Annotated in this window: 24 protein-coding genes; 15 read left to right on the top strand and 9 right to left on the bottom strand. The window is 41.9% G+C overall.

The genetic code is table 11. The features are described from left to right. Nucleotides 1-206 precede the first annotated feature (206 nt). The 7 genes from EAE92_RS10690 (at nt 207) to oppF (ending at nt 8,753) form a co-directional block, all read left to right on the top strand. Nucleotides 207-851, top strand: a complete 645-nt coding sequence (locus EAE92_RS10690; protein WP_214068061.1) for a YchE family NAAT transporter — start codon at nt 207-209, stop codon at nt 849-851. Nucleotides 852-1,404: 553 nt separating this feature from the next. Then, nucleotides 1,405-3,048, top strand: a complete 1,644-nt coding sequence (locus EAE92_RS10695; protein ID WP_214068062.1) for an ABC transporter substrate-binding protein — start codon at nt 1,405-1,407, stop codon at nt 3,046-3,048. A 129-nt stretch (nt 3,049-3,177) separates the two neighbouring features. Next, on the top strand, nt 3,178-4,818 hold the full coding sequence (gene oppA, locus EAE92_RS10700) for an oligopeptide ABC transporter substrate-binding protein OppA (protein WP_214068063.1): 1,641 nt from the start codon (nt 3,178-3,180) through the stop codon (nt 4,816-4,818). Nucleotides 4,819-4,903: 85 nt separating this feature from the next. Next, on the top strand, nt 4,904-5,824 hold the full coding sequence (oppB, locus tag EAE92_RS10705) for an oligopeptide ABC transporter permease OppB (protein WP_036777141.1): 921 nt from the start codon (nt 4,904-4,906) through the stop codon (nt 5,822-5,824). Between the two features lie 14 nt (nt 5,825-5,838). Then, nucleotides 5,839-6,747, top strand: coding sequence for an oligopeptide ABC transporter permease OppC (gene oppC, locus EAE92_RS10710; RefSeq protein WP_036777138.1), 909 nt, complete (start codon nt 5,839-5,841; stop codon nt 6,745-6,747). Nucleotides 6,748-6,756: 9 nt separating this feature from the next. Then, a complete protein-coding gene (oppD, locus tag EAE92_RS10715; RefSeq protein ID WP_214068064.1) occupies nt 6,757-7,755 on the top strand; it encodes an ABC transporter ATP-binding protein in 999 nt (332 codons plus the stop codon). Continuing rightward, a complete protein-coding gene (gene oppF, locus EAE92_RS10720) occupies nt 7,752-8,753 on the top strand; it encodes a murein tripeptide/oligopeptide ABC transporter ATP binding protein OppF (protein WP_214068065.1) in 1,002 nt (333 codons plus the stop codon). Before oppD ends, oppF begins: the two co-directional genes overlap by 4 nt. 177 nt (nt 8,754-8,930) lie before the next feature. Here oppF and EAE92_RS10725 read toward each other — a convergent pair whose 3' ends face one another. Together EAE92_RS10725 and cls are read right to left on the bottom strand one after the other, a co-directional pair. After that, entirely contained in the window at nt 8,931-9,260 is a 330-nt protein-coding gene (locus tag EAE92_RS10725; protein WP_214068102.1) for an HI1450 family dsDNA-mimic protein, read from the bottom strand. 114 nt (nt 9,261-9,374) lie between these two features. Then, nucleotides 9,375-10,835, bottom strand: a complete 1,461-nt coding sequence (gene cls, locus EAE92_RS10730; protein WP_214068066.1) for a cardiolipin synthase — start codon at nt 10,833-10,835, stop codon at nt 9,375-9,377. 246 nt (nt 10,836-11,081) lie between these two features. Between cls and EAE92_RS10735 the strand changes: the two genes are divergently transcribed. Both EAE92_RS10735 and tonB read left to right on the top strand, forming a co-directional pair. Then, nucleotides 11,082-11,264, top strand: coding sequence for a YciY family protein (locus EAE92_RS10735; protein WP_036777128.1), 183 nt, complete (start codon nt 11,082-11,084; stop codon nt 11,262-11,264). Nucleotides 11,265-11,366: 102 nt separating this feature from the next. Continuing rightward, the gene (gene tonB, locus EAE92_RS10740; protein ID WP_214068067.1) at nt 11,367-12,047 is read left to right on the top strand and encodes a TonB system transport protein TonB; all 681 of its coding nucleotides are present in this window, start codon (nt 11,367-11,369) and stop codon (nt 12,045-12,047) included. A gap of 67 nt (nt 12,048-12,114) precedes the next feature. On the opposite strand, the gene yciA is transcribed toward tonB, so the two are convergent. Together yciA and EAE92_RS10750 are read right to left on the bottom strand one after the other, a co-directional pair. Beyond that, nucleotides 12,115-12,546 carry an acyl-CoA thioester hydrolase YciA gene (gene yciA, locus EAE92_RS10745; RefSeq protein ID WP_036805693.1) on the bottom strand — a complete coding sequence of 144 codons (432 nt, stop codon included), beginning with the start codon at nt 12,544-12,546 and terminating at the stop codon, nt 12,115-12,117. A 77-nt stretch (nt 12,547-12,623) separates the two neighbouring features. After that, entirely contained in the window at nt 12,624-13,160 is a 537-nt protein-coding gene (locus EAE92_RS10750; protein ID WP_214068068.1) for a septation protein A, read from the bottom strand. A 338-nt stretch (nt 13,161-13,498) separates the two neighbouring features. On the opposite strand from EAE92_RS10750, the gene EAE92_RS10755 reads away from it, so the two are divergent. The 5 genes from EAE92_RS10755 to EAE92_RS10775 all read left to right on the top strand — a co-directional run bounded on the left by EAE92_RS10755 (nt 13,499) and on the right by EAE92_RS10775 (nt 18,211). Next, nucleotides 13,499-15,229 carry a SulP family inorganic anion transporter gene (locus EAE92_RS10755; RefSeq protein ID WP_214068069.1) on the top strand — a complete coding sequence of 577 codons (1,731 nt, stop codon included), beginning with the start codon at nt 13,499-13,501 and terminating at the stop codon, nt 15,227-15,229. 81 nt (nt 15,230-15,310) lie between these two features. Continuing rightward, nucleotides 15,311-15,676 carry a toxin-antitoxin system TumE family protein gene (locus EAE92_RS10760; protein ID WP_065389882.1) on the top strand — a complete coding sequence of 122 codons (366 nt, stop codon included), beginning with the start codon at nt 15,311-15,313 and terminating at the stop codon, nt 15,674-15,676. Nucleotides 15,677-15,680: 4 nt separating this feature from the next. Then, on the top strand, nt 15,681-16,082 hold the full coding sequence (locus EAE92_RS10765; protein WP_036805698.1) for an HVO_A0114 family putative DNA-binding protein: 402 nt from the start codon (nt 15,681-15,683) through the stop codon (nt 16,080-16,082). 400 nt (nt 16,083-16,482) lie between these two features. Then, nucleotides 16,483-17,040 (top strand): Ail/Lom family outer membrane beta-barrel protein, encoded by a 558-nt coding sequence (locus EAE92_RS10770; RefSeq protein WP_214068070.1) that lies wholly within the window; start codon nt 16,483-16,485, stop codon nt 17,038-17,040. A 616-nt stretch (nt 17,041-17,656) separates the two neighbouring features. Next, nucleotides 17,657-18,211, top strand: coding sequence for an Ail/Lom family outer membrane beta-barrel protein (locus tag EAE92_RS10775; RefSeq protein WP_214068071.1), 555 nt, complete (start codon nt 17,657-17,659; stop codon nt 18,209-18,211). A 160-nt stretch (nt 18,212-18,371) separates the two neighbouring features. Here the strand turns inward: EAE92_RS10775 and EAE92_RS10780 are convergent, their stop codons facing one another. Continuing rightward, entirely contained in the window at nt 18,372-19,142 is a 771-nt protein-coding gene (locus tag EAE92_RS10780; RefSeq protein ID WP_214068072.1) for a YciC family protein, read from the bottom strand. Between the two features lie 439 nt (nt 19,143-19,581). On the opposite strand from EAE92_RS10780, the gene ompW reads away from it, so the two are divergent. Next, nucleotides 19,582-20,223, top strand: coding sequence for an outer membrane protein OmpW (gene ompW, locus EAE92_RS10785; RefSeq protein WP_214068073.1), 642 nt, complete (start codon nt 19,582-19,584; stop codon nt 20,221-20,223). A 36-nt stretch (nt 20,224-20,259) separates the two neighbouring features. On the opposite strand, the gene trpA is transcribed toward ompW, so the two are convergent. Genes trpA through trpD form a run of 4 tightly spaced genes read right to left on the bottom strand, consistent with a single transcriptional unit; the run spans nt 20,260 to nt 24,680 of the window. Beyond that, nucleotides 20,260-21,066 (bottom strand): tryptophan synthase subunit alpha, encoded by an 807-nt coding sequence (trpA, locus tag EAE92_RS10790; protein ID WP_214068074.1) that lies wholly within the window; start codon nt 21,064-21,066, stop codon nt 20,260-20,262. Further along, a complete protein-coding gene (gene trpB / locus EAE92_RS10795; RefSeq protein WP_046397255.1) occupies nt 21,066-22,256 on the bottom strand; it encodes a tryptophan synthase subunit beta in 1,191 nt (396 codons plus the stop codon). The genes trpA and trpB overlap by 1 nt, the downstream gene beginning before the upstream one ends. A 58-nt stretch (nt 22,257-22,314) precedes the next feature. Beyond that, entirely contained in the window at nt 22,315-23,679 is a 1,365-nt protein-coding gene (gene trpCF / locus EAE92_RS10800) for a bifunctional indole-3-glycerol-phosphate synthase TrpC/phosphoribosylanthranilate isomerase TrpF (RefSeq protein WP_214068075.1), read from the bottom strand. Between the two features lie 2 nt (nt 23,680-23,681). Continuing rightward, nucleotides 23,682-24,680 (bottom strand): anthranilate phosphoribosyltransferase, encoded by a 999-nt coding sequence (trpD, locus tag EAE92_RS10805; protein WP_214068076.1) that lies wholly within the window; start codon nt 24,678-24,680, stop codon nt 23,682-23,684. Between the last annotated feature and the right edge of the window lie 8 nt (nt 24,681-24,688).

A 24,688-nucleotide genomic window follows, 5' to 3' on the forward strand; every position in this document is an offset into this window, starting at 1 on the left:
AATAAGGTTAAATTTCTAATCTAATGAAAATATTGGGTTAACAACTTGTTATATAAGATATTTTAAATTGGAAAATGAGTTGCGGTCGATGGAAAATGGAACTTTACCAGTATAAAGTGAAGAAAAAATTAAGTGTTCTGTGATTTTTTGGTGAGCGATCACAAGAATATTTTTAATAACACAGCGTAACTTTGTAGAGGTTATTTGTGGGTGACTTACTGCTGGATTTTTCTGGTTACATTAAGTTTTTTGTTGGGTTGTTTGCACTGGTCAATCCTGTTGGTATTTTGCCGGTTTTTATCAGCATGACTCACTACCAAGCCCAGTCGGCTCGTAATAGAACTAACTTGATTGCCAATACTTCTGTTGCCATTATTTTATGGACCGCTTTACTGTTAGGTGACGCAATACTACGTATGTTTGGCATTTCCATTGACTCTTTTCGTATTGCTGGCGGAATTTTGGTGGTGACCATCGCGATGTCGATGATTAACGGTAAGCTTGGAGAGGACAAGCAGAATAAGCAGGAAAAGTCGGAAACCGCCATTAGAGAAAGTGTTGGTGTTGTGCCGCTGGCATTGCCGTTAATGGCAGGTCCCGGCGCAATCAGTTCTTGTATTGTCTGGAGTTCTCGTTATCAGGGATGGCGGAATTTTCTTGGGTTGGTGCTTACCAGTGCATTGTTTGCTTTTTGCTGCTGGTTATTATTTCGATCTGCGCCTTTAGTCGTCAAATATCTGGGGCAAACAGGTATTAACGTTATCACTCGAATTATGGGGCTGTTGTTGATGTCTTTGGGAATTGAACTGATTGTGACAGGGATCAGAGCGCTATTCCCAGGGTTGCTTTGATATGATTTACGATAAAAGGTGTTAGTTTTTTTCTGGTGAAATTACAAATTATAATATTCTTATCATTTTTATTATAAAGCTTATATCATAGGCTTTTCTCACTTCTTTTACCGGTACTCCCTGAATTTTATACAAATAACCCAATATTTTTCTAAATTATTCTTTCCTGCTAGTTCAATGTGTAACTGGTTGCTTCCACCACTGTTTTGTGATGAATGTAGGTTTTTAATTTGCATTGATTGCAATTTGTTAAAATTATGTTTATTTTCATCTTTGGTCTAGCTTTGTTTACTATTTTAGTTAAGTTTAAAGTTGGTAATTTTATAAATATCAGTTAGTTATAGTGGTTATTGGCGTGTTTTATCAATTAATGTAATAGGTCGCACTAAGTTGTTTGTAAGGATGATTTTTGCAATATGGGCGCGATATTTTAACAGTTGATATGATAAGTCCGCTTTAATATTTAATCCGTTACTTTGGGCTAAATAATGTGAAGATACCGGCCTTGATGGGATATGTGGAATGAATAAGTCCATCAAACTGGAGGTAAAAAATGAAGATCAAACAATTAGAATTATATAAGTTTATTTACTGTATATTTTTATCATCAGCATTTCCTGTTACAGCCGTGTCTGCCGCTGAACTTCCAGATGGTGTGAAACTTGCGGATAAGCAGAAAATTATTATTAATAATGGCACAGAGGTTGCTTCGCTTGATCCGCATAAAGTCGAAGGCGTACCAGAAACCAATATTATTCTTAATCTCTTGGAAGGGTTAGTAAGTACCGGCTCCGAGGGAGTAGTTGTGCCAGGTGTTGCCACCCATTGGGAAAATCAGGATTACAAGGTATGGACTTTTTATCTGCGTGATAATGCTAAATGGAGTGATGGAGCGCCTGTCACTGCCCACGATTTTGTCTATAGCTGGCAACGATTAGCTGACCCAAAAGTAGGTTCGCCTTATGCCAGCTATCTTCAATATGCTTACGTTGAAAATGTTGGTGATGTTCTGAGGGGTAAAAAATCGCCTGATCAGTTGGGCGTAAAAGCGCTGGATGATCATCGTTTACAGGTGACTCTGACGCATCCCGTGCCTTATTTCGTCAGTATGCTCAGTCATACGGCAATGAAACCGGTGAAAAAGGATGTAGTTGAAAAGTTGGGTAATAAATGGACGTTGCCAGAAAATTATGTCGGTAATGGGGCGTATTCGTTGAAAGAGTGGGTGGTCAATGAGCGGATAGTGATCGAACGCAACCCTCGATATTGGAACAATGCAAAAACAGTTATTGATCAAGCGACTCTTTTACCCCTTCAATCTGAAACCAGTGATATTAACCGCTATCGTAGTGGAGAGATAAATATCACCAACAGTGCTATCCCGCCGACTCTGTATCAGAAAATGAAGAAAGAGATTCCTGATCAGGTTCGCGTCAGTCCTTATCTTTGTACATTTTATTACGAAATTAACAATAAAAAACCGCCGTTTACTGATGTCAGAGTCCGCGAAGCCGTCAAGTTAAGTCTCGATAGGGATATTATTGCCGGAAAAATTATGGGGCAGGGGCAAATACCGGCTTATGGTTTTACGCCAACATTTATCGGTGGCGGCGATTTTGTTAAGCCAGAATGGGCTAATTGGACACAGGAGCAGCGCAATAAACGCGCCAGAGAATTGTTAGCTCAGGCCGGTTTCAATCAGGCGAATCCATTGAAGTTCACATTGCTATACAACACCTCTGAGCAAAATAAACAGCAGGCTATCGCCGCCGCATCCATGTGGAAAAAGAATTTGGGAGCGGATGTGATTTTGCAGAATCAGGAATGGAAAACTTCTCTTGAAAGCCGCCACCAAGGGAATTATGAGGTGACTAGAGCAACCTGGTGTGCTGATTACAATGAACCTACGGCGTTTTTAAACATGTTGCTGTCAGACAGCAGTAATAACACGGCTTTCTATCAGAATAAAAATTTTGATAGCTATCTGGAACAGGCATTAATCGCTAAGGACGCTATTGAGCGTAAGAAATTATACCAGCAAGCTGAGTTTCAACTGGATAAAGACTCGGTGCTGATTCCCGTTTATTACCGGGTGAGTGTAAGGCTTGTTAGCCCATCAGTGGGAGGGTTTTCAGGGAAAGACCCATTGGATTATATGGATATTAAGCGACTGTATATGAAAAAAATTAAACAGTAGCTTTATTCAAAAGAGTTACTGAGTTCCTGCAAACAAAATCGTTCCTTTTGGATGCGGGTAGTAATCCACCCCTTATTTCTGGGCCGTCGGCCGAACAAGTTTGACGGTATAAAATTGGAGTAGAAAAAGATGATAAACACAACGAAAAAGAGACTACTTACTGTCAGCATCAGTGCTGCACTGAGTATGGTAATGGCAAGTCAGGTCTTTGCTGCAAAAGTACCTGATGGCGTTCAATTAGCTGATAAACAGGTTTTAGTCCGTAATAACGGCTCTGAACCGCAATCGTTAGATCCGCATAAGATTGAAGGGGTGCCAGAATCACATTTGGCACGTGATTTGTTTGAAGGTGTTGTCATCGTTGGCCCGAATGGTGAAATTTTACCGGGTTCTGCGACCAGTTGGGAAAATAAAGACTTTACCGTCTGGACATTCCATATGCGTAAAGATTCTAAGTGGTCTAATGGCGATCCTGTCACGGCCCATGATTTTGTTTACAGTTGGCAACGTCTGGCTGATCCTAATACCGCTTCTCCCTATGAAAGTTACCTCCAGTACGCCCATATCACCAATATTGACGACATTATCGGTGGCAAAAAGAAACCAGATGCTCTGGGAGTAAAGGCGCTGGATGACTATACATTGCAGCTTACATTGAGCGAAGCGGTTCCTTATTTACCAAGGCTTTTGGCTCACTCTTCCATGTCACCGGTGCATAAAGCTACGGTAGAAAAATATGGCGAAAAATGGACTCAGCCACAGAATTTTGTCGGTAATGGGGCTTATAAACTGAAAAATTGGGTAGTTAACGAACGTATTGTGATGGAGCGTAGCCCGACATACTGGGATAACAAAAATACCATTATTGATCAGGTTACTTTCCTGCCAATTTCGTCAGAGGTCACGGATGTCAACCGTTATCGCAGTGGTGAAATTGATATGACTTATACCAATTTGCCGATTGAGCTATTCCAGAAACTGAAAAAAGAGATCCCGGACGAACTGCGTGTTAGTCCATATTTATGTACTTACTACTACGAAATTAATAACGAAAAACCCCCATTTAATGATCCCCGCGTCCGTACTGCACTGAAATTGGCTATGGACCGAGACATTGTGACCAATAAAGTAAAAGCACAGGGTGATATCCCTGCTTCCGGTTATACACCGCCGGTTACTGATGGTATGAAAGAGATGAAACCAGTGTGGTTTACTGGTTGGAGTCAGGAACAGCGCAACCAGGAGGCCAAAAAATTACTGGCGGAAGCAGGTTATAATAAAGATAACCCACTGAAATTTAATTTGCTTTATAACACTTCCGATCTGCATAAGAAAATTGCCATCGCGGTAGCTTCTATTTGGAAGAAAAATTTAGGTGCTGATGTTCGTTTAGAAAATCAAGAGTGGAAAACTTTCCTTGATACTCGACATCAGGGGAATTATGACGTAGCTCGTGCGGGGTGGTGTGCGGATTATAACGAACCTTCTTCATTCCTGAATTCAATGCTTTCTTATAGTAGTAATAACACAGCTCATTATAAGAGTGATGAGTTTGATAAACTGATGAAAGAATCTCTGAAAGTGGCAACAGATGATGAACGTGCTGCTGTTTACCAGAGAGCAGAGGCGCAGTTAGATAAAGATTCGGCTATTGTCCCGCTTTATTACTATGTGAATACCCGGTTAGTGAAGCCCTATGTTGGTGGCTATACAGGGAAAGATCCTTTGGATAATTTACACACCAAAGATTTTTATATTATCAAACACTAATCGTTGTAAAGCAGCCCGGAAAGGGCTGCTTTAGTGCCAAATTATTTTAAGGCCAGGGTTAAGGGCCAACACATAGGAACGGGCGATGCTTAAGTTTATTTTACGCCGTTGTTTAGAGGCGATCCCGACACTTTTTATTCTTATCACTATTTCGTTTTTCATGATGCGACTGGCGCCAGGCAGCCCATTTACCGGCGAGCGAAAACTGCCGCCAGAAGTGATGGCAAACATTGAAGCGAAATATCATTTGAACGACCCAATTTATAAGCAATATTTTGATTATTTAATTCAACTCACTAAAGGAGATTTTGGGCCTTCTTTCAAATATAAGGACTACTCGGTTAACGATCTCGTCGCAACAGCCTTTCCAGTATCGGCTAAATTAGGGGCTTCGGCATTTATCATGGCGGTTGTCTTGGGGGTCAGCGCCGGGGTTATTGCTGCACTTAACCAAAATACCAAGTGGGATTATACGGTTATGGGATTCGCCATGACGGGGGTTGTTATCCCAGGTTTTGTCGTGGCGCCGTTGCTAGTACTGGGATTTGCTATTCATCTTAAATGGTTGCCGGGAGGAGGTTGGAATGGCGGTGCGCCCAAATATATGATTTTACCGATGGTGGCGCTCTCTTTGGCCTATATCGCCAGTATCTCCCGTATTACCCGTAGTTCGATGATAGAAGTGTTGCACTCTAACTTTATCCGTACTGCGCGTGCCAAGGGGTTGCCATTACGTGTCATCATTTTCCGCCATGCTTTAAAGCCCGCATTGTTACCGGTTATCTCTTATATGGGGCCTGCTTTTGTCGGCATTATTACCGGTTCGATGGTGATTGAAACGATCTTCGGGTTGCCGGGAATAGGGCAGTTGTTTGTTAATGGCGCATTAAACCGTGACTATTCGTTAGTGTTAAGTCTGACGATTTTAGTTGGTAGCTTGACTATTTTTTTCAATGCGATTGTTGATGTGTTGTACGCTGTTATCGATCCGAAAATTCGTTATTAAGACTGGAGCACGCAATGATAGTTAATAAACAAAACAGCGAAGCTCTGGAAAATTTCTCTGAGCAATTAGAAATTGAAGGCCGTAGTTTGTGGCAGGATGCACGACGCCGTTTTATTCACAACCGGGCAGCGATTGCCAGTTTGTGTCTGTTATCTTTGATTACCTTGTTTGTGATCCTGGCGCCGATGTTGGCTCAATTCACTTATGATGATACTGACTGGGCCATGATGTCGATGCCGCCTGATTCTGAGTCAGGTCACTATTTTGGCACAGATTCTTCTGGACGTGATTTGCTGGTGCGTGTTGCTATTGGAGGACGCATTTCGTTGATGGTTGGGATTGCAGCCGCTTTGGTGGCGGTAGTCGTCGGAACCTTATATGGATCATTATCTGGCTATTTGGGTGGAAAAATAGACTCAGTAATGATGCGTCTGCTGGAAATTCTGAACTCATTTCCATTCATGTTCTTTGTGATTCTGTTGGTGACCTTCTTCGGACAGAATATTTTTCTGATATTTGTCGCCATCGGTATGGTGTCATGGCTGGATATGGCGCGTATTGTCCGTGGTCAGACATTAAGCCTAAAACGTAAGGAGTTTATTGAAGCGGCGCTGGTGTGTGGTGTGTCAACCCGTCATATTGTGCTGCGCCATATTGTCCCTAATGTATTGGGAGTGGTGGTGGTTTATGCATCTTTATTAGTGCCGAGTATGATTCTGTTTGAATCGTTTCTTAGCTTTCTGGGATTGGGGACTCAAGAACCATTAAGCAGTTGGGGAGCACTGTTAAGCGATGGTGCGAATTCGATGGAAGTTTCCCCGTGGTTACTGTTGTTTCCTGCCGGTTTTCTGGTGGTGACACTGTTTTGTTTTAACTTTATCGGCGATGGCTTGCGTGATGCCCTCGATCCGAAAGATCGTTAAGGAGGTAACATGGACAGCGTTAAAAACCAGAAAAGTTCTGAACCGTTGTTAATTGTTAAAGAGTTGGACGTAACTTTTAGTACCCCGGACGGGGATGTTACGGCGGTGAACAAGCTGAATTTTGATTTACGAGCAGGGGAAACACTAGGGATTGTGGGTGAATCTGGTTCTGGAAAATCACAAACTGCTTTTGCTTTGATGGGGCTGCTTGCCAGAAACGGCAAAATTGGCGGTTCCGCTATTTTTAATGGTAGGGAAATTCTTAACCTTGAAGAAAAAGCGCTTAACCGCATGAGAGCGGAAGAGATATCAATGATATTTCAGGACCCAATGACATCTCTCAATCCTTATATGCGTATCGGCGATCAACTGACAGAAGTATTGATGTTGCATAAGCATATGAGTAAAAGCGAGGCATACCTTGAATCGATTCGGATGCTGGATGCCGTCAAAATGCCGGAAGCGCTTAAACGAATGCGAATGTATCCGCATGAATTTTCTGGTGGAATGCGTCAGCGTGTGATGATCGCGATGGCGTTGTTATGTCGACCAAAATTGTTGATTGCTGACGAACCGACAACCGCACTTGATGTCACAGTTCAGGCTCAGATTATGACCTTACTGAATGAGCTGAAACGGGAGTTTAATACCGCGATTATTATGATTACTCACGATTTGGGGGTGGTTGCCGGTATTTGTGACAAAGTGTTGGTGATGTATGCGGGGAGAACGATGGAATATGGTTCGGCTCGTGAAGTGTTTTATCAACCAACTCATCCTTATTCTATTGGCCTGCTTAATGCTGTTCCACGTCTTGATGGTGATGAAGCGTCGTTGACGACTATTCCCGGAAATCCGCCTAACTTATTACGATTGCCGAAAGGGTGTCCGTTCCAGCCCCGCTGTCAGTTTTCAGTAGGTCGTTGTGTAGATTGTGAACCAGGGTTAGAGACATTTGGCGACGGGCGTTTACGAGCTTGCTTTAAAGCGCCGGAGGAATTGGTATGAGTCCGATTGAAGAAAGACGAGTGCTGCTGGAAGTAGCAGATCTAAAAGTTCACTTTGATATCAAAGATGGCAAACAGTGGTTCTGGCAACCAACAAAAACCTTGAAAGCGGTTGATGGCGTTACATTAAGGTTATACGAAGGGGAAACTCTTGGTGTGGTTGGTGAATCGGGTTGCGGTAAATCGACTTTTGCTCGTGCGATAATTGGATTGGTCAAGTCTTCTGGTGGTTCAGTAACTTGGTTGGGAAAAAGCCTGCTGGATATGGATGATAAACAGTGGCGGGATATTCGTAGTGATATCCAGATGATATTCCAGGACCCATTAGCATCCTTAAACCCGCGAATGACGATTGGCGATATTATCGCCGAGCCGCTGCGCGCTTATCATACAAAGATGAAAGAGCCGGAAATTAAAGAGCGGGTAAAAACAATGATGATGAAGGTTGGATTACTGCCGAATCTGATTAACCGCTACCCGCATGAATTTTCTGGTGGTCAGTGTCAACGTATCGGGATTGCTCGTGCGCTTATTCTTGAACCTAAGTTGGTGATTTGTGATGAGCCGGTATCCGCACTTGATGTATCTATTCAAGCTCAGGTAGTGAACCTATTGCAGGAATTACAACGGGAAATGGGGCTGTCGCTGATTTTTATCGCCCATGATTTGGCGGTGGTTAAACATATCTCTGATCGCGTGTTGGTGATGTACCTTGGACATGCGGTGGAACTGGGCACTTATGATGAGGTTTATCATAATCCACAACATCCCTATACCAAAGCGTTGATGTCGGCGGTACCGGTGCCTGATCCAGATAAAGAACGAAATAAACACATTGAATTATTGGAGGGAGAATTACCGTCACCCATCAATCCGCCATCAGGATGCATTTTTCGTACACGTTGTCCAATGGCAGATCCTGAATGTGCTAAAACACGGCCATTGATGGAAGGAAGTTTCCGCCATGCCGTGTCTTGTTTGAAGGTTGACCCATTGTAGTTAAGGTTAATCGATTGTAGTTACTGAGGAATATTGTAGTTATTGAGGAATATTGTAAGGCATTAAATGTGAGAGTTACTTTTGGGGTTTTGTGTTGGGATTCAGACCTGCATCAAAACGGGTAGCTCTCACTCTTTGAATAAAAAAATAGCAGATAAAATCACTGACCTTAATTTTTCAATCTTTCCACAAAATATGGTAAATCGGGTGAGATTTTTCCCGGCAAATAAGGATGCGAGCGAAAACATCGTTGATCTCGGCATCTTCAGATTCTGCCAGCCCGATAATGACCTCGGCAAAAAAATCAGGGTTTGGATTGAAATCCACATATTCAAGCCACTCATCAGAAGGGGGCAATAATTCTGCGCCGCCACGTATTTCGAATTGTAAGCTAAATAGCAGAATATCAGCGGGATCTAGGTTGGATGAAGCTAGCTCAAGAAAGATGTCATAGGCTTTCTCAAGGGTTTCATCTTCTGTCATGCGGTTATTGAGATTTAAGTCCATAAATTGTGAAGAGTGGTTGCCCATATCAATTCATTTGTCAGTAATGATGGGAGAATTAAAGCATGACAGCGCATTGATTGGTACCCCCCATCTTATTAAAGATGGGGGTGTTGGTCACAGTAGTGGGCTAAAAAAGTAACAAATACGTTCAATTATCCGATGCCACAAAGGGCGTTGTTCCCACTCCTTGGTTTCCAGCAATGTAGAATGGGCGATATAATCATATTGCACCAGTGTCAGATCATTACCAAAGTTTTCATCATCAATAACTACGGTAATTTCGAAATTTAGCCACAGGCTACGCATATCGAGATTCACTGAACCCACCATGCTGAGTTGACCATCAACCAAAACGCTTTTGGTATGCAGCAAGCCATCTTCAAACTGGTAAATCTTAACCCCGGCGTTTAACAATTCAGCAAAAAATGCACGGCTTGCCCAACGCACTAAGAAGAAATTATTTCTGCGTGGAACGATAATAATAACTTCAACCCCTCGTAAAGCCGCGGTGCAAATAGCATGTATCAGGTCATCACTGGGAACAAAATAAGGGGTAGTTAAAATCAGTTGCTTACGGGCAGAGAAAATAGCCGTCATTAAAGATTGTTGAATCAATTCCTCGGGAAATCCAGGGCCGGATGCAATAACCTGAGTTGTGTGCCCGCTGGCCTGTTCAAATGGCATAATATTGCTATCCGGTGATGGCGGAAAAATACGTTGACCTGTTTCCATTTCCCAGTCACAAGCGTAAATAACCCCCATAGTCGTGGTAACTGGTCCTTCCATGCGCACCATGATATCGATCCATTGTCCGACGCCGGCATCTTGTTTAAAGAAGCGCGGATCGACCATATTCATACTACCGGCATAAGAAATATAATCATCTATCAAGATAATTTTACGATGCTGGCGCAGATCCATTCGGCGTAGAAATAGGCGGAATATGTTGACCGGCAAAGCTTCAACAAATTCAATTCCCGCCTGACGCATGATATCTGGGTATTGGCTACGGCAATATAACCAGCTACCGGCTGAATCCACCATAATACGGCATCTGACGCCTCGGTGTGCTGCGGCCATAAGAGCATCAGTCACTTGCTCAACCAAGCCGCCGGATTGCCAGATGTAAAACACCATATCAATACTGTGTTTGGCATTCTCAATATCTTTGATAATGGTTTTTAGTGAATGGTCATAGGTTGTCAGTAGTTGGATCTTATTGCCTTTAACACCAGCAAGCCCTTGTCGTCGTTCGCAAAGCTGGAATAAAGGCGTCGCGACTTCGCTATTTTCTGTGGCGAATATATGACGAGATTTACGCAGTTCTTCAAGCCATACGGTTGTTGAGGGCCACATAGCTTTTGCTTGTTCAACTCTGCGTTTTCCCAAATGCAGCTCGCCAAACGACAGGTAAGCGATGATTCCAACTAAGGGAAGGATATAAATAATCAACAGCCAGGTCATAGCGGAGGTGACCGGACGGCGCTTTATCAGAATGCGTAGGGTGATACTGGCAACAATCAGCCAATAAAAGAAAATAGCAAGCCAACTTAGGACGGAATAAAAGGTTGTCATATTCGGCAATCAATCCTGTTTTGTTCAGACATCTTTGGTGGCGTTTAACACAGTTTCCTCAAGATCGGGATATAAACGATCTAATTAACCCGATGAATTTACCAAAAAATCGGCGTATATACTGCAAGCATCATACTTGATATTGGTCATTTCGCATTATTGATATAAAAAGTACTATCCAGATACGCCTTGGATATCTTTTTTAAAGGCTTATAATGAGCGTGATATTTTTATAGGTATGACTTTATGAAACGTAGTCGGAATGAAGTAGGGCGGTGGCGGATGTTACGCCAGAATTCTAACCGTCGGCGCCGTTGGCTGGAAGGGCAATCAAGACGTAATTTACGCATTTATTCACTACGTAAATTAAATGGTTATAAACAGCGTCGAGCTTTATTGTTTGTTCAGCATGGCGAATGGATACATTGAAAAAATAACATTTTTGGCCTTATATTCACGCTCACCTACAATCTTTATTGAATATGATTGCTATTTGCATTTAAACTAGCAGTCATTCGAGGATTGACTATTATGCTGCTAATCAAGAATTCCCTTATGCGCTGGATACGTTGGCCAATATTGTTATCAGTTTGTTTGCACATTTCTATTGCTGCCGCCCTTTTTTGTTCTGCAATGCCGGAAAAACAGTCTGATGTTGCACTTATGTCTGTCGCTATGATTCAGTTAGCGGCTGAAGAAGTTCCTGTTTCAGAGCCGGCTGCGCCTGAACCTGAATCAGAGCCAGAGGAGCCGGAACCTATTCCGGAGCCGGTAATTCCAAAACCAGAGGTGAAGAAACCGAAACCGGAAGTGAAGAAGAAGGTTGTTAAAAAGCAATCTGAACCCGTTGAAAAGAGAGCTGAACAACCGGAAAAACCGCAGTTTAATCAGAATGCGTTGGCTAACCGTACTGATAATAATCAGAATAAACCTGTGGTTAAACCGCAGAATGGGCCAAGGGCATTAAGTAAAGCGTTACCTGTCTACCCATCCAGAGCTTCGGCATTGGGTACCGAAGGCTATGTAAAAGTCAAATATGATATTGATGAAGATGGACGGGTAAAAAATATAGAAGTCATTGGCGCTAATCCACCCAATGTTTTTGAAAGGGAGGTGAAAAAAGCGATGAGAAAATGGCGCTTTGAAAAAATACCTGCGGTTGGTTATATCACAACCGTTGAATTCAAAATTACGGGTATATCTCAATCCTGATTGTCAGGGAAATGGAAATAAAAAAGGAGCATTATTAACACGCTCCTTTTTCCATTAATAATTAGCCTTATTCGTTAGTGCTGCTAGCGAGTTGAAAATGGGTTTTGCCTTCTGGCAATCGACGGGAGGCATTATCTTCATTAACCGCGACATAAGTGAATACCGCTTCGGTTGCACGATAGCGTTGACCGACAGGTGCAGAGGCGACTTTCTTCACCCAGACTTCGATGTTGATGGTAATCGAACTGTTACCGGTTTTGAGGCAATGCGCATAGCAGCAGACGACATCACCAACGGCGACAGGTTTCAGGAAAGTAATACCGTCTACTCTGACAGTGACAACACGGCCTTCCGCAATTTCTTTTGCCAGAATCGCACCACCAATATCCATTTGTGACATTAACCATCCACCAAAAATATCTCCATTGGCGTTGGTATCAGCGGGCATAGCCAGTGTGCGGAGGACTAACTCTCCGTTAGGTAATTGTTGTTGTGTCATTGAAAACTTTACTTTATTTGATGAAAAAACAATACCTGCCTACTGACGATGGCAGGCAGGTATCCATTGGAATGGAGTTACTTCTGTTCGCGCGGCAGGTGACGGTAAATATATACTACACTGAGCACGGTGAAAACCAGAGTCAGGGCGGTCAGACCAAATACTTTAAAATTAACCCAGACATCTTGTGGTAACCAGAATGCGACATAAATATTAGCTAGCGCGCAGGCAGTAAAAAACAGCGCCCATGCCATATTGAGTTTGTTCCAGACAAAATCGGGCAAAACTAACTCTTTTCCTAGCATTTTCTGAATCAGCGGTTTTTTCATAAACCATTGGCTGCCTAGCAAGGCTAATGAGAATAATGCATAGATGACTGTAACTTTCCATTTGATAAATAGATCACTGTGGAAAGCTAAAGTCAGAGTACCGAAGACAGCCACCATGATAAAAGTGATCAGGGAAGATTTCTCTACTTTCCGGTAGATGAAATAAGTAATAGCGACAGCTAAACCGGTGGCGGCGATCAGCGCTCCAGAAGCGTAAAAAATGTCATACATTTTGTATACGACAAAAAAGACGACTAAAGGTAGAAAGTCTAAAAGTTGTTTCATATTTGAACCTATCGTAATTTCGGCATCTGATTATCATCCGATTTTAGTCATTTTGAAATCCATAGGGTATACCCGTCATCTTTCAAGTTGCTTCTTTGTTGGCTGCGCTCACTCACCCCAGTCACATAGTTATCTATGCTCCTGGGGATTCGCTCCCTTGCCGCCGCGATGCATCTTGAAATCCATAGGGTATATATCTCTCAATAAAAAAGATTTTTATCGAGCGGTTTCGCAGAATTCTATCATAAAGAGCGACGTAATTAACTTCCGGTTGTCAGTGAGCATATAACGCAGCATTATAACGAAAACCCGTTGAAAAATAAGAGGGCATAAACCAGATGCAGTGGAAAAAACTACAGCGTTGGATGCCAGGGTTGGGCAATTTTTCTCATTATCGCAAGGAATGGTTGAGTCATGATTTAAGAGCCGGGCTTTCTGTCGCCGCAGTTGCGCTGCCGGTTGCTATTGCTTACGCTGAATTGATGGGAATAAGTGCAATTATCGGTCTTTATGCATGCATTTTACCTATGTTCGCTTATGCATTATTTGGTACCTCGAGACAGTTGATTGTCGGGCCGGATGCAGCAACGTGTGCTGTTATTGCAGCGGCTGTCGCGCCATTGGTTTTTGATAATGAAGATGTACGCTGGCAGCTCACGATCGTAATGACCTTAATGACCGGAATATGGTGTGTTCTCGCCAGCCACTTCCGATTAGGCGCGTTTGCTGATTTTCTTTCTAAACCGATTCTGAAAGGATTAATGAACGGCGTTGCATTGACAATCATTGTGGATCAGCTAGCTAAAGTGTTTGGTTTTGCTGGCGTTCCGGCGGGATTGATTGAACGGGTGATCGCATTACCTGTCAAACTGATGAGTACCCATTTACCGACGCTGGCAATGTCTGTTGCTACGGCGTTGATTTTGCTCGCTGTGCGTTTCTTACGTCCGACTTGGCCCGGGCCTTTGTTGGCAATGGTATTAGCGACTTATTTAAGCTGGCAATTTGGTCTGGAAAAATATGGCATTCAGATTGTTGGTAGTGTCAGCGGTGGGGGATTACCAGTTGTACCAGTGCCCGATTTCCAGCCAGGCATTATGCGTGAGCTGGTTATCCCATCTTTGAACCTTGCTGTTATCAGTTTTGTCAGTTTTATGATGACGGCCCGTAGCTTTGCCAGTAAAAATGGTTATCAGATTGATGCAGATTGTGAACTTAGAGCTTTAGGCATTGCGAATATCGCTTCTGCTTTATCACAAGGATTTGCTGTCAGCGCTGCTAGCAGTCGTACTGCGGTTAATGATGCGATTGGCGGGAAAACGCAATTGGTTTCAGTTATCGCAGCGACCATTATTTTGCTGGTCTTGTTATTTATGACAAGTTTCCTGGCTTATATCCCGTTGTCATCTCTTGGTGTGGTGCTGATTTATTCGGCATCGTCACTGTTGGACTTACGGAGGATTTGGTCGCTGAGGAAAAGAAATCATCAGGCATTTACTTTATCACTATTCACATTAATTGCCGTGCTGGTGGTTGGCTTGATTAACGGTGTTGGTTTCGCCGTTCTGCTTGGCTTATTACAGTTTTTGCGAATTATATTCCGCCCGACAGATCAGCTCCTAGGGGTGAATGACCAAGGAATGATTCATTCAATGAATCATGGCAATGATATTAAACCAATAGATGGTGTAATGATGTATCGATTTAATTCACCATTGACTTATTTCAATGTCAGCTATTTTAAAAAGCGGGTGTTGCAGCATGTTGACAGGATTCAAAAACTTAACAAAACGCAAAAACATCCGGGTTGGCTGGTTGTCGATGCGGCTGTGAGTTTTACCCATGATGATGTCAGTGTATTTGCCGCCATTGATGAGTTGATTAGTGAATTGAAAGTAAGAGATATCACATTGGTGCTCGCCGGACGTCGGACAGAACTTACCCGTTGGATAAAACAGAATAAGCTGCAAAGTAGTGATGACGATCTGATTGTGGCGCCCGATCTCTATTTTGCGGTACGAATGATCCAAAGTAAGCCTGAATGGTACTCGAATTACATTAAAAGATAATAATTTACAGTTGGTTGTTCACTTGAAGTTCGTTGAATAAAATAATATGATTAGATCATAACAAACAAGGAGGTTTTAGTCATGCAATTTGATTCAGGTTTGGACGTCTTACTTGGGTTGCATGGTCAGAGAGTCTATCGGGATGATGGTTATTGGTGGAAAATTGAAGTATGGACAGTTGAGCCGACGAATTTCATTCCACATGGTATTCGTTATAACTTAACGCTACATGACAAATACAATACGCGAGTATTTGGCATGGATAATGCGCACGCAATTATTCCACCAAAGAGAAGTCAGTACCGAGGACGATTGGTGTATGACCATGTTCACAGAAACTCCATAGATAAAGGTGTTCCGTATGAATTTACTTCTGCATATCAGTTAATTGAGGATTTCTTTACTAAAATTGATGAAATTATCGCTGAACGCGAAAAAAGAGGGTAATACGATGAAAGCACTCATTGGCGTGATGAATGAAGAGCTTATACGCAAACGCACATTGGCTATTATTAAAGGTGAATATGTTGTTCAACCTGATGAGCCTAAAATCTGGTTTACTTCCATGATTGCTCTTGCCCAAGTACTTAGCAGTGACAATATTGCGCTTCTGCGTCTTATCGATGAGCACAAACCAGAAACAATCGCAGAGCTGGCTAATCTGTCAGGAAGGAAACCAAGCAACTTGTCAGTCACATTAAAGACACTGAGCCGACACGGTTTTGTCACGCTTGAAAAAAGCAATAAGAGTGTAAAACCAAAGGCGCTGTTTACTGACTTTGAAATAAAAATTGAGCAGGAAATCAGTGAAAGGGTGATGTCATCTTGCGGGGCTAAAAATATAGCGGCTTGAAATAGTAAATTTAACACCATGTAAATGAATACAACGTAAACTTGTTTATAACTTTCAGCCTCATGGTTTTATCACTGTGAGGTCTGATTGAACGATTATTCAGCTATAATAGCGCGTTATTGAGATCAATAAATAAATGCGAGAAATAAAATAATCACAATGATAATTATAATTGAGAAAAATAGTTATTAATTCCTGAACGTATGATTATTGACCGTCGCTATTCTATTAACTGAGATATCAGATCCTGAATACCTACCTTATTTTAAGATTTCTTGTTAAAAAACAATATGATTGAAGCATTAAGTATTTAATACCACGTTACATTCTGTTTTTCGATAAGTATATTTTAACAAAGCAAATCATTATTACTTGTACAATAACTATTTAGGACGTTCCAATGAAAAAGGCATTGATAGCCTCAGCAGTGGCAGTTGGTTTATCTGTATTCACATTTGCAGCAAATGCCGGTGAACACACGATTTCGGGTGGCTATGCTCAGAGTCATGTGAAATATGATGGTGAAAAGCTTGATGAAAACCCAAAAGGCTTTAACGTGAAATATCGTTACGAGTTGGATAATAATTGGGGTGTTATTAGTTCATTCACGCTGACACATCAGGGCTATGATTTCTACGATTATGGTGGCAAAGTGGGTACGGCTGATTTAGATTATTATTCTTTGATGGTTGGCCCTACATACCGTTTTAATGAATATGTGAGTGTATACGGTCTGGTTGGTGCTGCACATGGGAAGGTAAAGGGAGAAACTTCTGCGTTGGGTGTTGTCTATGACTATGACTTTGACTATAAAGAAAGTAAGACATCTGCCGCTTATGGTTTAGGATTGCAGTTTAACCCTATGCCGAATTGGGTTATTGACGCGTCTTATGAATATTCAAAACTGGATGATTTCAAAGTAGGCACTTGGGTAATTGGTGCGGGTTACCGATTCTAAATAGTATTTCCAATGTAGTCGTTCCTTTAAAGGGAATTCAGTCCAACTTTTGCGCTCTGTGCAATCCCATTAAGTGACTGAAGATAATAAAGTAATGTTAGAACCGACTCCCTGTTAGCTTAGTTTGGTAGATAGTTTATTTAAAGGCTATCGAAATAATGAGGACAGGGAGTACGGATTTTCATCAGGGATTATTAAAACCGGATATATGTTTGTGACTACTTTTTGCCAGAAAATCTTATTTATAGATTTGTATTGGTTTAGTGTCCATATATCTATTTAGTTGAAATTGTTAGTCCATGTTTAGCCATATAATCTGAAGATTATTCCTTTATTAGTTATCACTATTATTCTAGACAAAATTCCCTGTTGTAAAACAGGGAATTTTTTTGTTTTTATCTCAGCAGTGAAGCGATGAAATGCTAATAAGCACAAAAAATAGACGATTAAGATGGAAAGATTCTTCTGCACAGGATGGAAAGCGGTTATTACTTGATCTTGTTGAATGGAAACTTAACAAAAAACAGAATTGAGTTGTTTTATATTGATTTTTGATAAATAATCACGGCCCGCAATTAAGTTTTTTCTATATTTTATACAATATTAGGGATTTTTAATGAAAAGAACATTGGTAGCTTCAGTGGTGGCAGCAGGTTTGTCTGTGTTTGCATTTGCGGCAAATGCCGGTGAACACACGATTTCGGGTGGTTATGCTCAGAGTCATGTGAAATTTGATGGTGAAAAGGTTGATGATCATCCAAAGGGCCTCAACTTAAAATACCGCTACGAATTGGATAATAATTGGGGCGTTATCAGCTCATTTACGTATACATATTTGGGGTACGAGTTTTATAGTGGTGGACGAAAAGTAGCTAAAGCTGATATAGATTATTATTCTCTGATGGCGGGTCCTACATATCGTTTTAATGACTATGTTAGTGCATACGGTATGGTTGGTGCTGCACGTGGAAAGGTTAAGGTCTCTGATTTTGTTCATTCAGAGTCAGAAAGTAATAGTAAAACATCTATTGGCTACGGACTCGGATTACAGTTTAACCCTATGCCAAACTGGACTATTGACACATCCTATGAATACGCAAAATTTGATGACGCCAGATTGGGTGACTTTAAAGTAGGCACTTGGGTAGTTGGCGTAGGTTATCGGTTCTAACCGAAATTCGCTAATTAATATTTAATTAGCTCTCTTTGCTATAGAATTCCCTGTTGAAAAACAGGGAATTTTTTTGCATTTTAGATCAATCCAGATATAACAGCTTGTTCTGTTTATCCCCATAGTTTTATCACTATGGGGTTTTGTTTGAATAGCTACTTTATATTGATTTTTGTTGTGGAGAGGCAATCAGCATATACAACCGGAACAGATAAATCAGCAAAATAGCTGAAATGAGGTTATTAAACACACCAAGAATAATCCCTGCCATCTCGCTGTGAATGAATGTTAGGCGGTCAATAATAAATACCAGCAACAGCCTTGCGGTCAGCCATAAAAGAATTGCCGGAACCAACAGACGAATATTAGCAAATGCTAGTTTCCAGCTTATTTTCATAGAAGCAAAAACGCCGCGACGTTCAGCAGTCATAATAACGGGTGATAAAGCCAGTGCGATAGACAAAATAATGCCTGGTACTAGCATCAGCATCAAGCCCAGTTGAATTAACAGGGTGCAGATAAGCAGTAATAGGAACAGTTTCGGTAATTGGCTTGCTGATAAACCAATTGCCTGTAATGAAGAAATACGGTTTCCCGCTGAAACTGCCGCGACCAGCGTCAGTATGCCACCGACCAGCAGCACGCTGCCAATCATGCTTGAGAAAATGGTCCCGATTCCCGCTCGCATGATCATTGACTGTTGCTCTGGGGTCATTTGAGACACCAGCTCCTGAATACCGGCCTTGCCTGAAGTGGCAAACGTAAATTCTGCTTCTGTCAGCAATTTCATCTGTTCGCTGTCAGGAATAAACAGGTGCCCCAATAAGGTGGTAACCAGAGCCGCCAGAACGGCCAAAGTCAGGGTACTTAACAGTTGATTTTTGAAAAAGTTAAAACTGTCACGGTACAGGGTATTCGCCGTGATTGGCATGAAGACAGCTCCTATCAGGTTAAACAACAATGCATAAGGGCTGATTGTACCTTGTTATGGGGAAATGTGGATAGTAGAAACGAGATGATACGGATAAATTAATGGTTAACTGTGATTGTTGATAGTAGAAAAAAGTTCTTCACTTTATATTCTTAAGATAAAAATAAACATAAAATTAACCTTATTAAAACATAATGGAAATATAATGATAAGGAAAGATAAAACTTCGGAATGAGTATATAAATAAAGGATTTCTAACTGATTAATAATAAATGAATTTTGATCTGGATCAATTTAAAATAATTCCCAATTGAAATAATAATATTATAAATATGCGGTTTTACTTAAATTCTTTGAAAGATGTGATCTGTCTTGGATCATAAATTCTAATATATGAGTATATTTTAATTGACTTTAAATCACAGTAATGGGATGAATAATGAAAAAACTTTCTGCATTTGTATTAGCAGCGGCAACTTTAGCACCATCATTTGCTTTTGCTCATGAAGCCGGTGATTTTATTCTCCGCACAGGTACTGCAACAGTAAGACCTAATACGGGTTCTGATAATGTATTAGGGGTGGGTTCTTTGAGTGCGGATAATAATACCCAGATGGGTTTAACCTTCAGTTATATGATTACCGATAATATTGGTTTTGAATTACTGGCAGGGACACCCTTCCAGCATCGGGTAAGTTTACCAGGTGTTGGTGATATTGCTAAAGTAAAACATCTACCGCCGACATTAATGGCGCAATACTATTTCGGTTCTAAAGAAAGTAGTTTCCGTCCTTATGTTGGTGTTGGTTTGAACTATACCACTTTCTTTAACGAAAAATTCAATGGTAATTCGGCCGTTAAAGATAATAACTTACATAGTCTGGACTTGAAGGATTCCTGGGGTGTTGCGGGGCAGGTTGGTCTGGATTATGAGTTAGATCAAAATTGGATGTTGAACGCCTCTGTGTGGTGGGTAAACATTGAAACGGATGTGAAATTTAAAGCAGGTGACCAGCAATATAAAATTGATACCCGGCTTGATCCGTGGGTATTTATGTTTGGGGTTGGTTATCACTTTTAATATAAAAATGGGGCAGATTTTGCCCCATTTTTTGTATTAAAGTTGAGTGGTAGACTTCATTTTTGATACAAACTCAGCCAGTTTTTCCAGCATTATTTTTGGCTGGGAAAGATTTTCTTCGATAATTTTAACGACGGCAGATCCTGAAATAGTTCCCGCAGCGCCGCTCGCTAATGCCTCTTTTACCTGCTTAGGTTCTGAAATACCAAATCCTTGTAACGGTGGCGCAGCATGATATTCCCGTAGTTTATTGACTAAATGATTTAACGGTTTTTCACCTCGTCTTTCTATACCGGTCACTCCTGCTCTTGATAATAAGTAGGTATATCCGCGGCCATAAGAAGCAATTTCACGTAATAGTTCATCTTCCGCGTTGGGAGGGCAGATAAAAATAGGAGCGATACCATGTTTCATCGCTGCGGTACGGAATGGTCGTGATTCTGACATGGGAACATCTGCAACTAATACCGAATCGACCTCTGCATCTTTGCAACGGCGGTAGAACTCGTCTATTCCATGATGAAAAACCAGGTTGGCATACATTAATAAACCAATAGGAATATCAGGATATTTTGCCCGAATTTTTGTTAATAGCTCAAAACAGAGTGTGGGGGTTACATTTGAGGAGAAGGCACGCAGATTAGCGTTCTGAATGGTTGGGCCGTCAGCCAGTGGATCAGAAAAAGGAATACTTAACTCAAGAGCGTCAGCGCCACTTGCAATCAGAGTATCAATAATTTCCAGTGATAATTCCGGGTTTGGATCGCCTAGTGTGACAAAGGGGACAAAAGCACCTTGTTTACGACTTTCCAGTTGTTTAAATAGCTGCTCGTAACGTTCCATTAGATTTCCCCTCTGGATTTTAAAATATCGTGGACAGTAAATATGTCTTTATCACCGCGACCGGATAGATTGACGATCAGTAATTGCTCTTTATCAGGCGCTTGATGGATCATTTTTAAAGCATAAGCCAGCGCATGAGAGGATTCGAGGGCTGGAATAATACCTTCTTCACGGGAAAGCGTTTTGAACGCTTCTAATGCTTCATCGTCGGTGATGGAAACATAGTCAGCCCGCCCAATACTGTTCAGATAGGCATGTTGAGGGCCAACGGAAGGGAAATCCAGACCGGCGGAAATAGAATAAGATTCTTCAATCTGGCCTTCATCTGTCTGCATCATTGGCGATTTCATACCAAAATAGATACCCAATTTGCCATGTTTCAGTGGCGCGCCATGTTTACCGGTTTCAATACCTAGCCCGGCAGGTTCAATACCGATGAGGCGAACTGATGTTTCAGGAATAAATTCGGCAAACATGCCAATGGCATTGGAGCCTCCACCGACACAGGCCAACACGGCATCGGGCAGGCGTCCCTCTTTTGCCAGAATTTGGGATTTGGCTTCTTCACCGATCATACGCTGGAACTCTCGAACCATCGTCGGATAGGGATGGGGTCCAGCGGCAGTCCCTAATAAGTAGTGGGCTTTATCGTAGCTGCCAGACCAATCACGTAATGCTTCATTGCAGGCATCTTTTAAGGTAGCAGAGCCGCTGTGGACCGGAATGACTTCGGCTCCCATCAGGCGCATGCGGAAAACATTAGGGGATTGGCGCTCCACATCTTTAGCGCCCATATAAATGCGGCATTTCATATTTAAAAGCGCACAGGTGAGGGCGGTTGCCACACCATGTTGACCAGCGCCGGTTTCCGCAATAATTTCGTTTTTGCCCATGCGTTTCGCCAATAATGCCTGACCAAGTACCTGATTGGTTTTATGAGCGCCGCCGTGTAATAGATCTTCACGTTTCAGATAAAGACGGGTTTTAGTGCCTTTCGTCAGATTACGGCATAACGTTAATGCCGTTGGCCTGCCGGCATAATTTTTCAGTAGATCTTGAAATTCTTGCTGGAATTCGGGATCTTGCTGAGCCGCAATAAATGCGGCTTCTAATTGTTCAAGGGCTGGAATAAGGATCTGTGGTACAAATTGTCCACCGAAATCACCAAAATAGGGGTTAAGCTTACTCATTATTCTATTTGTCCATTATAATTAATCGGAAGATTGTAATTAACTGGGAAATTGTTGCTTATTGGTAACAGCGTAGAAGCTGAAACACTTTATTTAATTTATGACTGCTTTTAATGCCAGGGGCGCTTTCGACGCCAGAATTAAAATCAAGTCCGCAACAGCCATATTTTGCTGCTTGTTGGCAATTTTCTTCATTTAACCCACCGGCTAGCATGACATTGGCGAGTAATTGCTTTTCAAGTAATTGCCAATCGAAACTTTGGCCGGTTCCACCTTTGCCGTTATCAAGTAAATAACGGTCAACATTTTCGGCTTGGACGTGAAATGCCTCTTTCGACATATCAATTGCCTTCCAGATTTGACAATTTTCAGGCAGTGTTTTTCGCAGTTCTGCAATATAAACTTCGCCTTCTGCGCCGTGTAATTGCACCGCAGCCAGAGAAAGAGTACGGGCGGTATGACTGATGAATGCAGATGATTGATTTTGAAATACCCCTACATATTTGAGATTTGCTGCATTGATAATTTGTTGGGCTTGTTGAATATTAGTATTACGTGGTGAATGTTCAGCAAATATCAAACCACCATAAACAGCACCTGCCTGTAATGCTGCTTTAGCATCTTGTGGACGCGTTAACCCACAGACTTTATTTTCACCCAAAATCAATTGACGTAATGCCAAGTCCAGATTGGATTGGGCCATCAAAGCACTGCCAATGAGAAAGCCATTAGCATAATGACTAAGATCACGAATTTGTTGATGCTGGTGGATGCCCGACTCGCTGATAACAATTGTTTCTTTTGGTAACTGTGGCGCAAGCTGCTTGGTACGGTTTAAATCGATAGAAAGATCTCTCAGATCACGGTTATTGATACCTATTACTTTAGCTTTTAGCGCCACTGCTCTGGCTCGCTCTTCCTCTGAACTGACTTCCGTCAGTACGCCCATATTCAGGCTATGCGCAAGTTCAGACAGCGCAATATATTGCTGATCATCAAGGATAGAAAGCATCAGTAAAATTGCATCGGCTTGATAATAACGGGCAAGATAAATTTGATAAGGATCGATAATAAAATCTTTGCACAATACCGACTGGTGAACAGCATCACTGACTAAGCGAAGAAATTCATAGCTACCCTGAAAATATTTTTCATCAGTTAATACAGAGATGGCGGCAGCATAAGGCTGATAAATTTTCGCTATTTGAATGGGATCGAAATCTTGACGAATAACGCCTTTAGAAGGAGATGCCTTTTTACATTCCAGAATAAAAACCGTCTGTTCACTATTTAACGCTTGATAAAAATGACGATTGCTGGCAACAACGGCATCAATAAAACCTTCCAATGGTTGCTGTTGTTTGCGATCAATAAGATATTCGGCTTTATCATTAACAATTTTCTGTAAAATGGTGGCTTGCATGATTAACTCCTTGTTGCAAGTGCTATGACTCGCTCATAAGCTCGGCCACTGTGAATGGCTTCGAGAGCTTGTTGGGTGTTATGACGTAAATTTTCCTGTCCATGAATTTTCATTAACAGGGCAACGTTAGCCGCAACGGCATCAGCATGCGCTTTCTTGCCTCGCCCTTGTAACAATAAACTGAGCATTTCACGATTATCCTCTGGTGAACCTCCTTTTAATGCGGATATTGGATGATGTTGTAAACCAAAATCTTCAGCATTTAATTGATAATGGATAATTTCTCCATCATTAAGTTCTGCAACTTTCGTTGGCGCATGCAGTGCGACTTCATCCATACCGCCGCTGTGAACAACCGCCGCCCGTTGATAGCCGAGAACCTGTAAGGTGTGGGCAATAGGTCCAACGAGTTCAGGGCTGTAGACGCCAATTAAAGCCAGTGGTGGACGAGCCGGGTTGATCAGAGGACCTAATATATTGAATAGCGTCCGGGTTTTCAGTTGTTGACGTACCGGCATCGCATGGCGGAATCCAAGATGATACTGTGGTGCAAATAGGAAACAGATGCCGATTTCATCCAATGCGCTACGGGCACATTCCGCGCTGACATCAAGGGCGATACCAAACGCTGCCAACAAATCAGAAGAACCTGATCGACTGGAAACACTGCGATTACCATGTTTGGCGACTTTAATCTGACAAGCCGCGGCGACAAAGGCACTGGCGGTTGAAATATTGATGCTGTTCGCGCCATCACCGCCTGTTCCGACGATATCGCAGAAAGTGTAATCCGGCCGTGGAAATGGCAGGGCATTTGCCAGTAATGCTTGGGCTGCGCCGGCGATCTCCTGAGGTTGTTCACCGCGTAATTTCATGCTGATAAGTACAGCAGCGAGTTGTGATTCACTTAATTCTCCTTGAATAATGGCTGCAAATAGTTGCTGGCTTTCTTGTTGCGTCAGTGTCTGCGCATTAAACAATTTGTTGAAAATAGCCTGCATTTTCATCT

It is taken from the genome of Photorhabdus hainanensis (assembly GCF_018448965.1).
Taxonomy (GTDB): domain Bacteria; phylum Pseudomonadota; class Gammaproteobacteria; order Enterobacterales; family Enterobacteriaceae; genus Photorhabdus; species Photorhabdus akhurstii.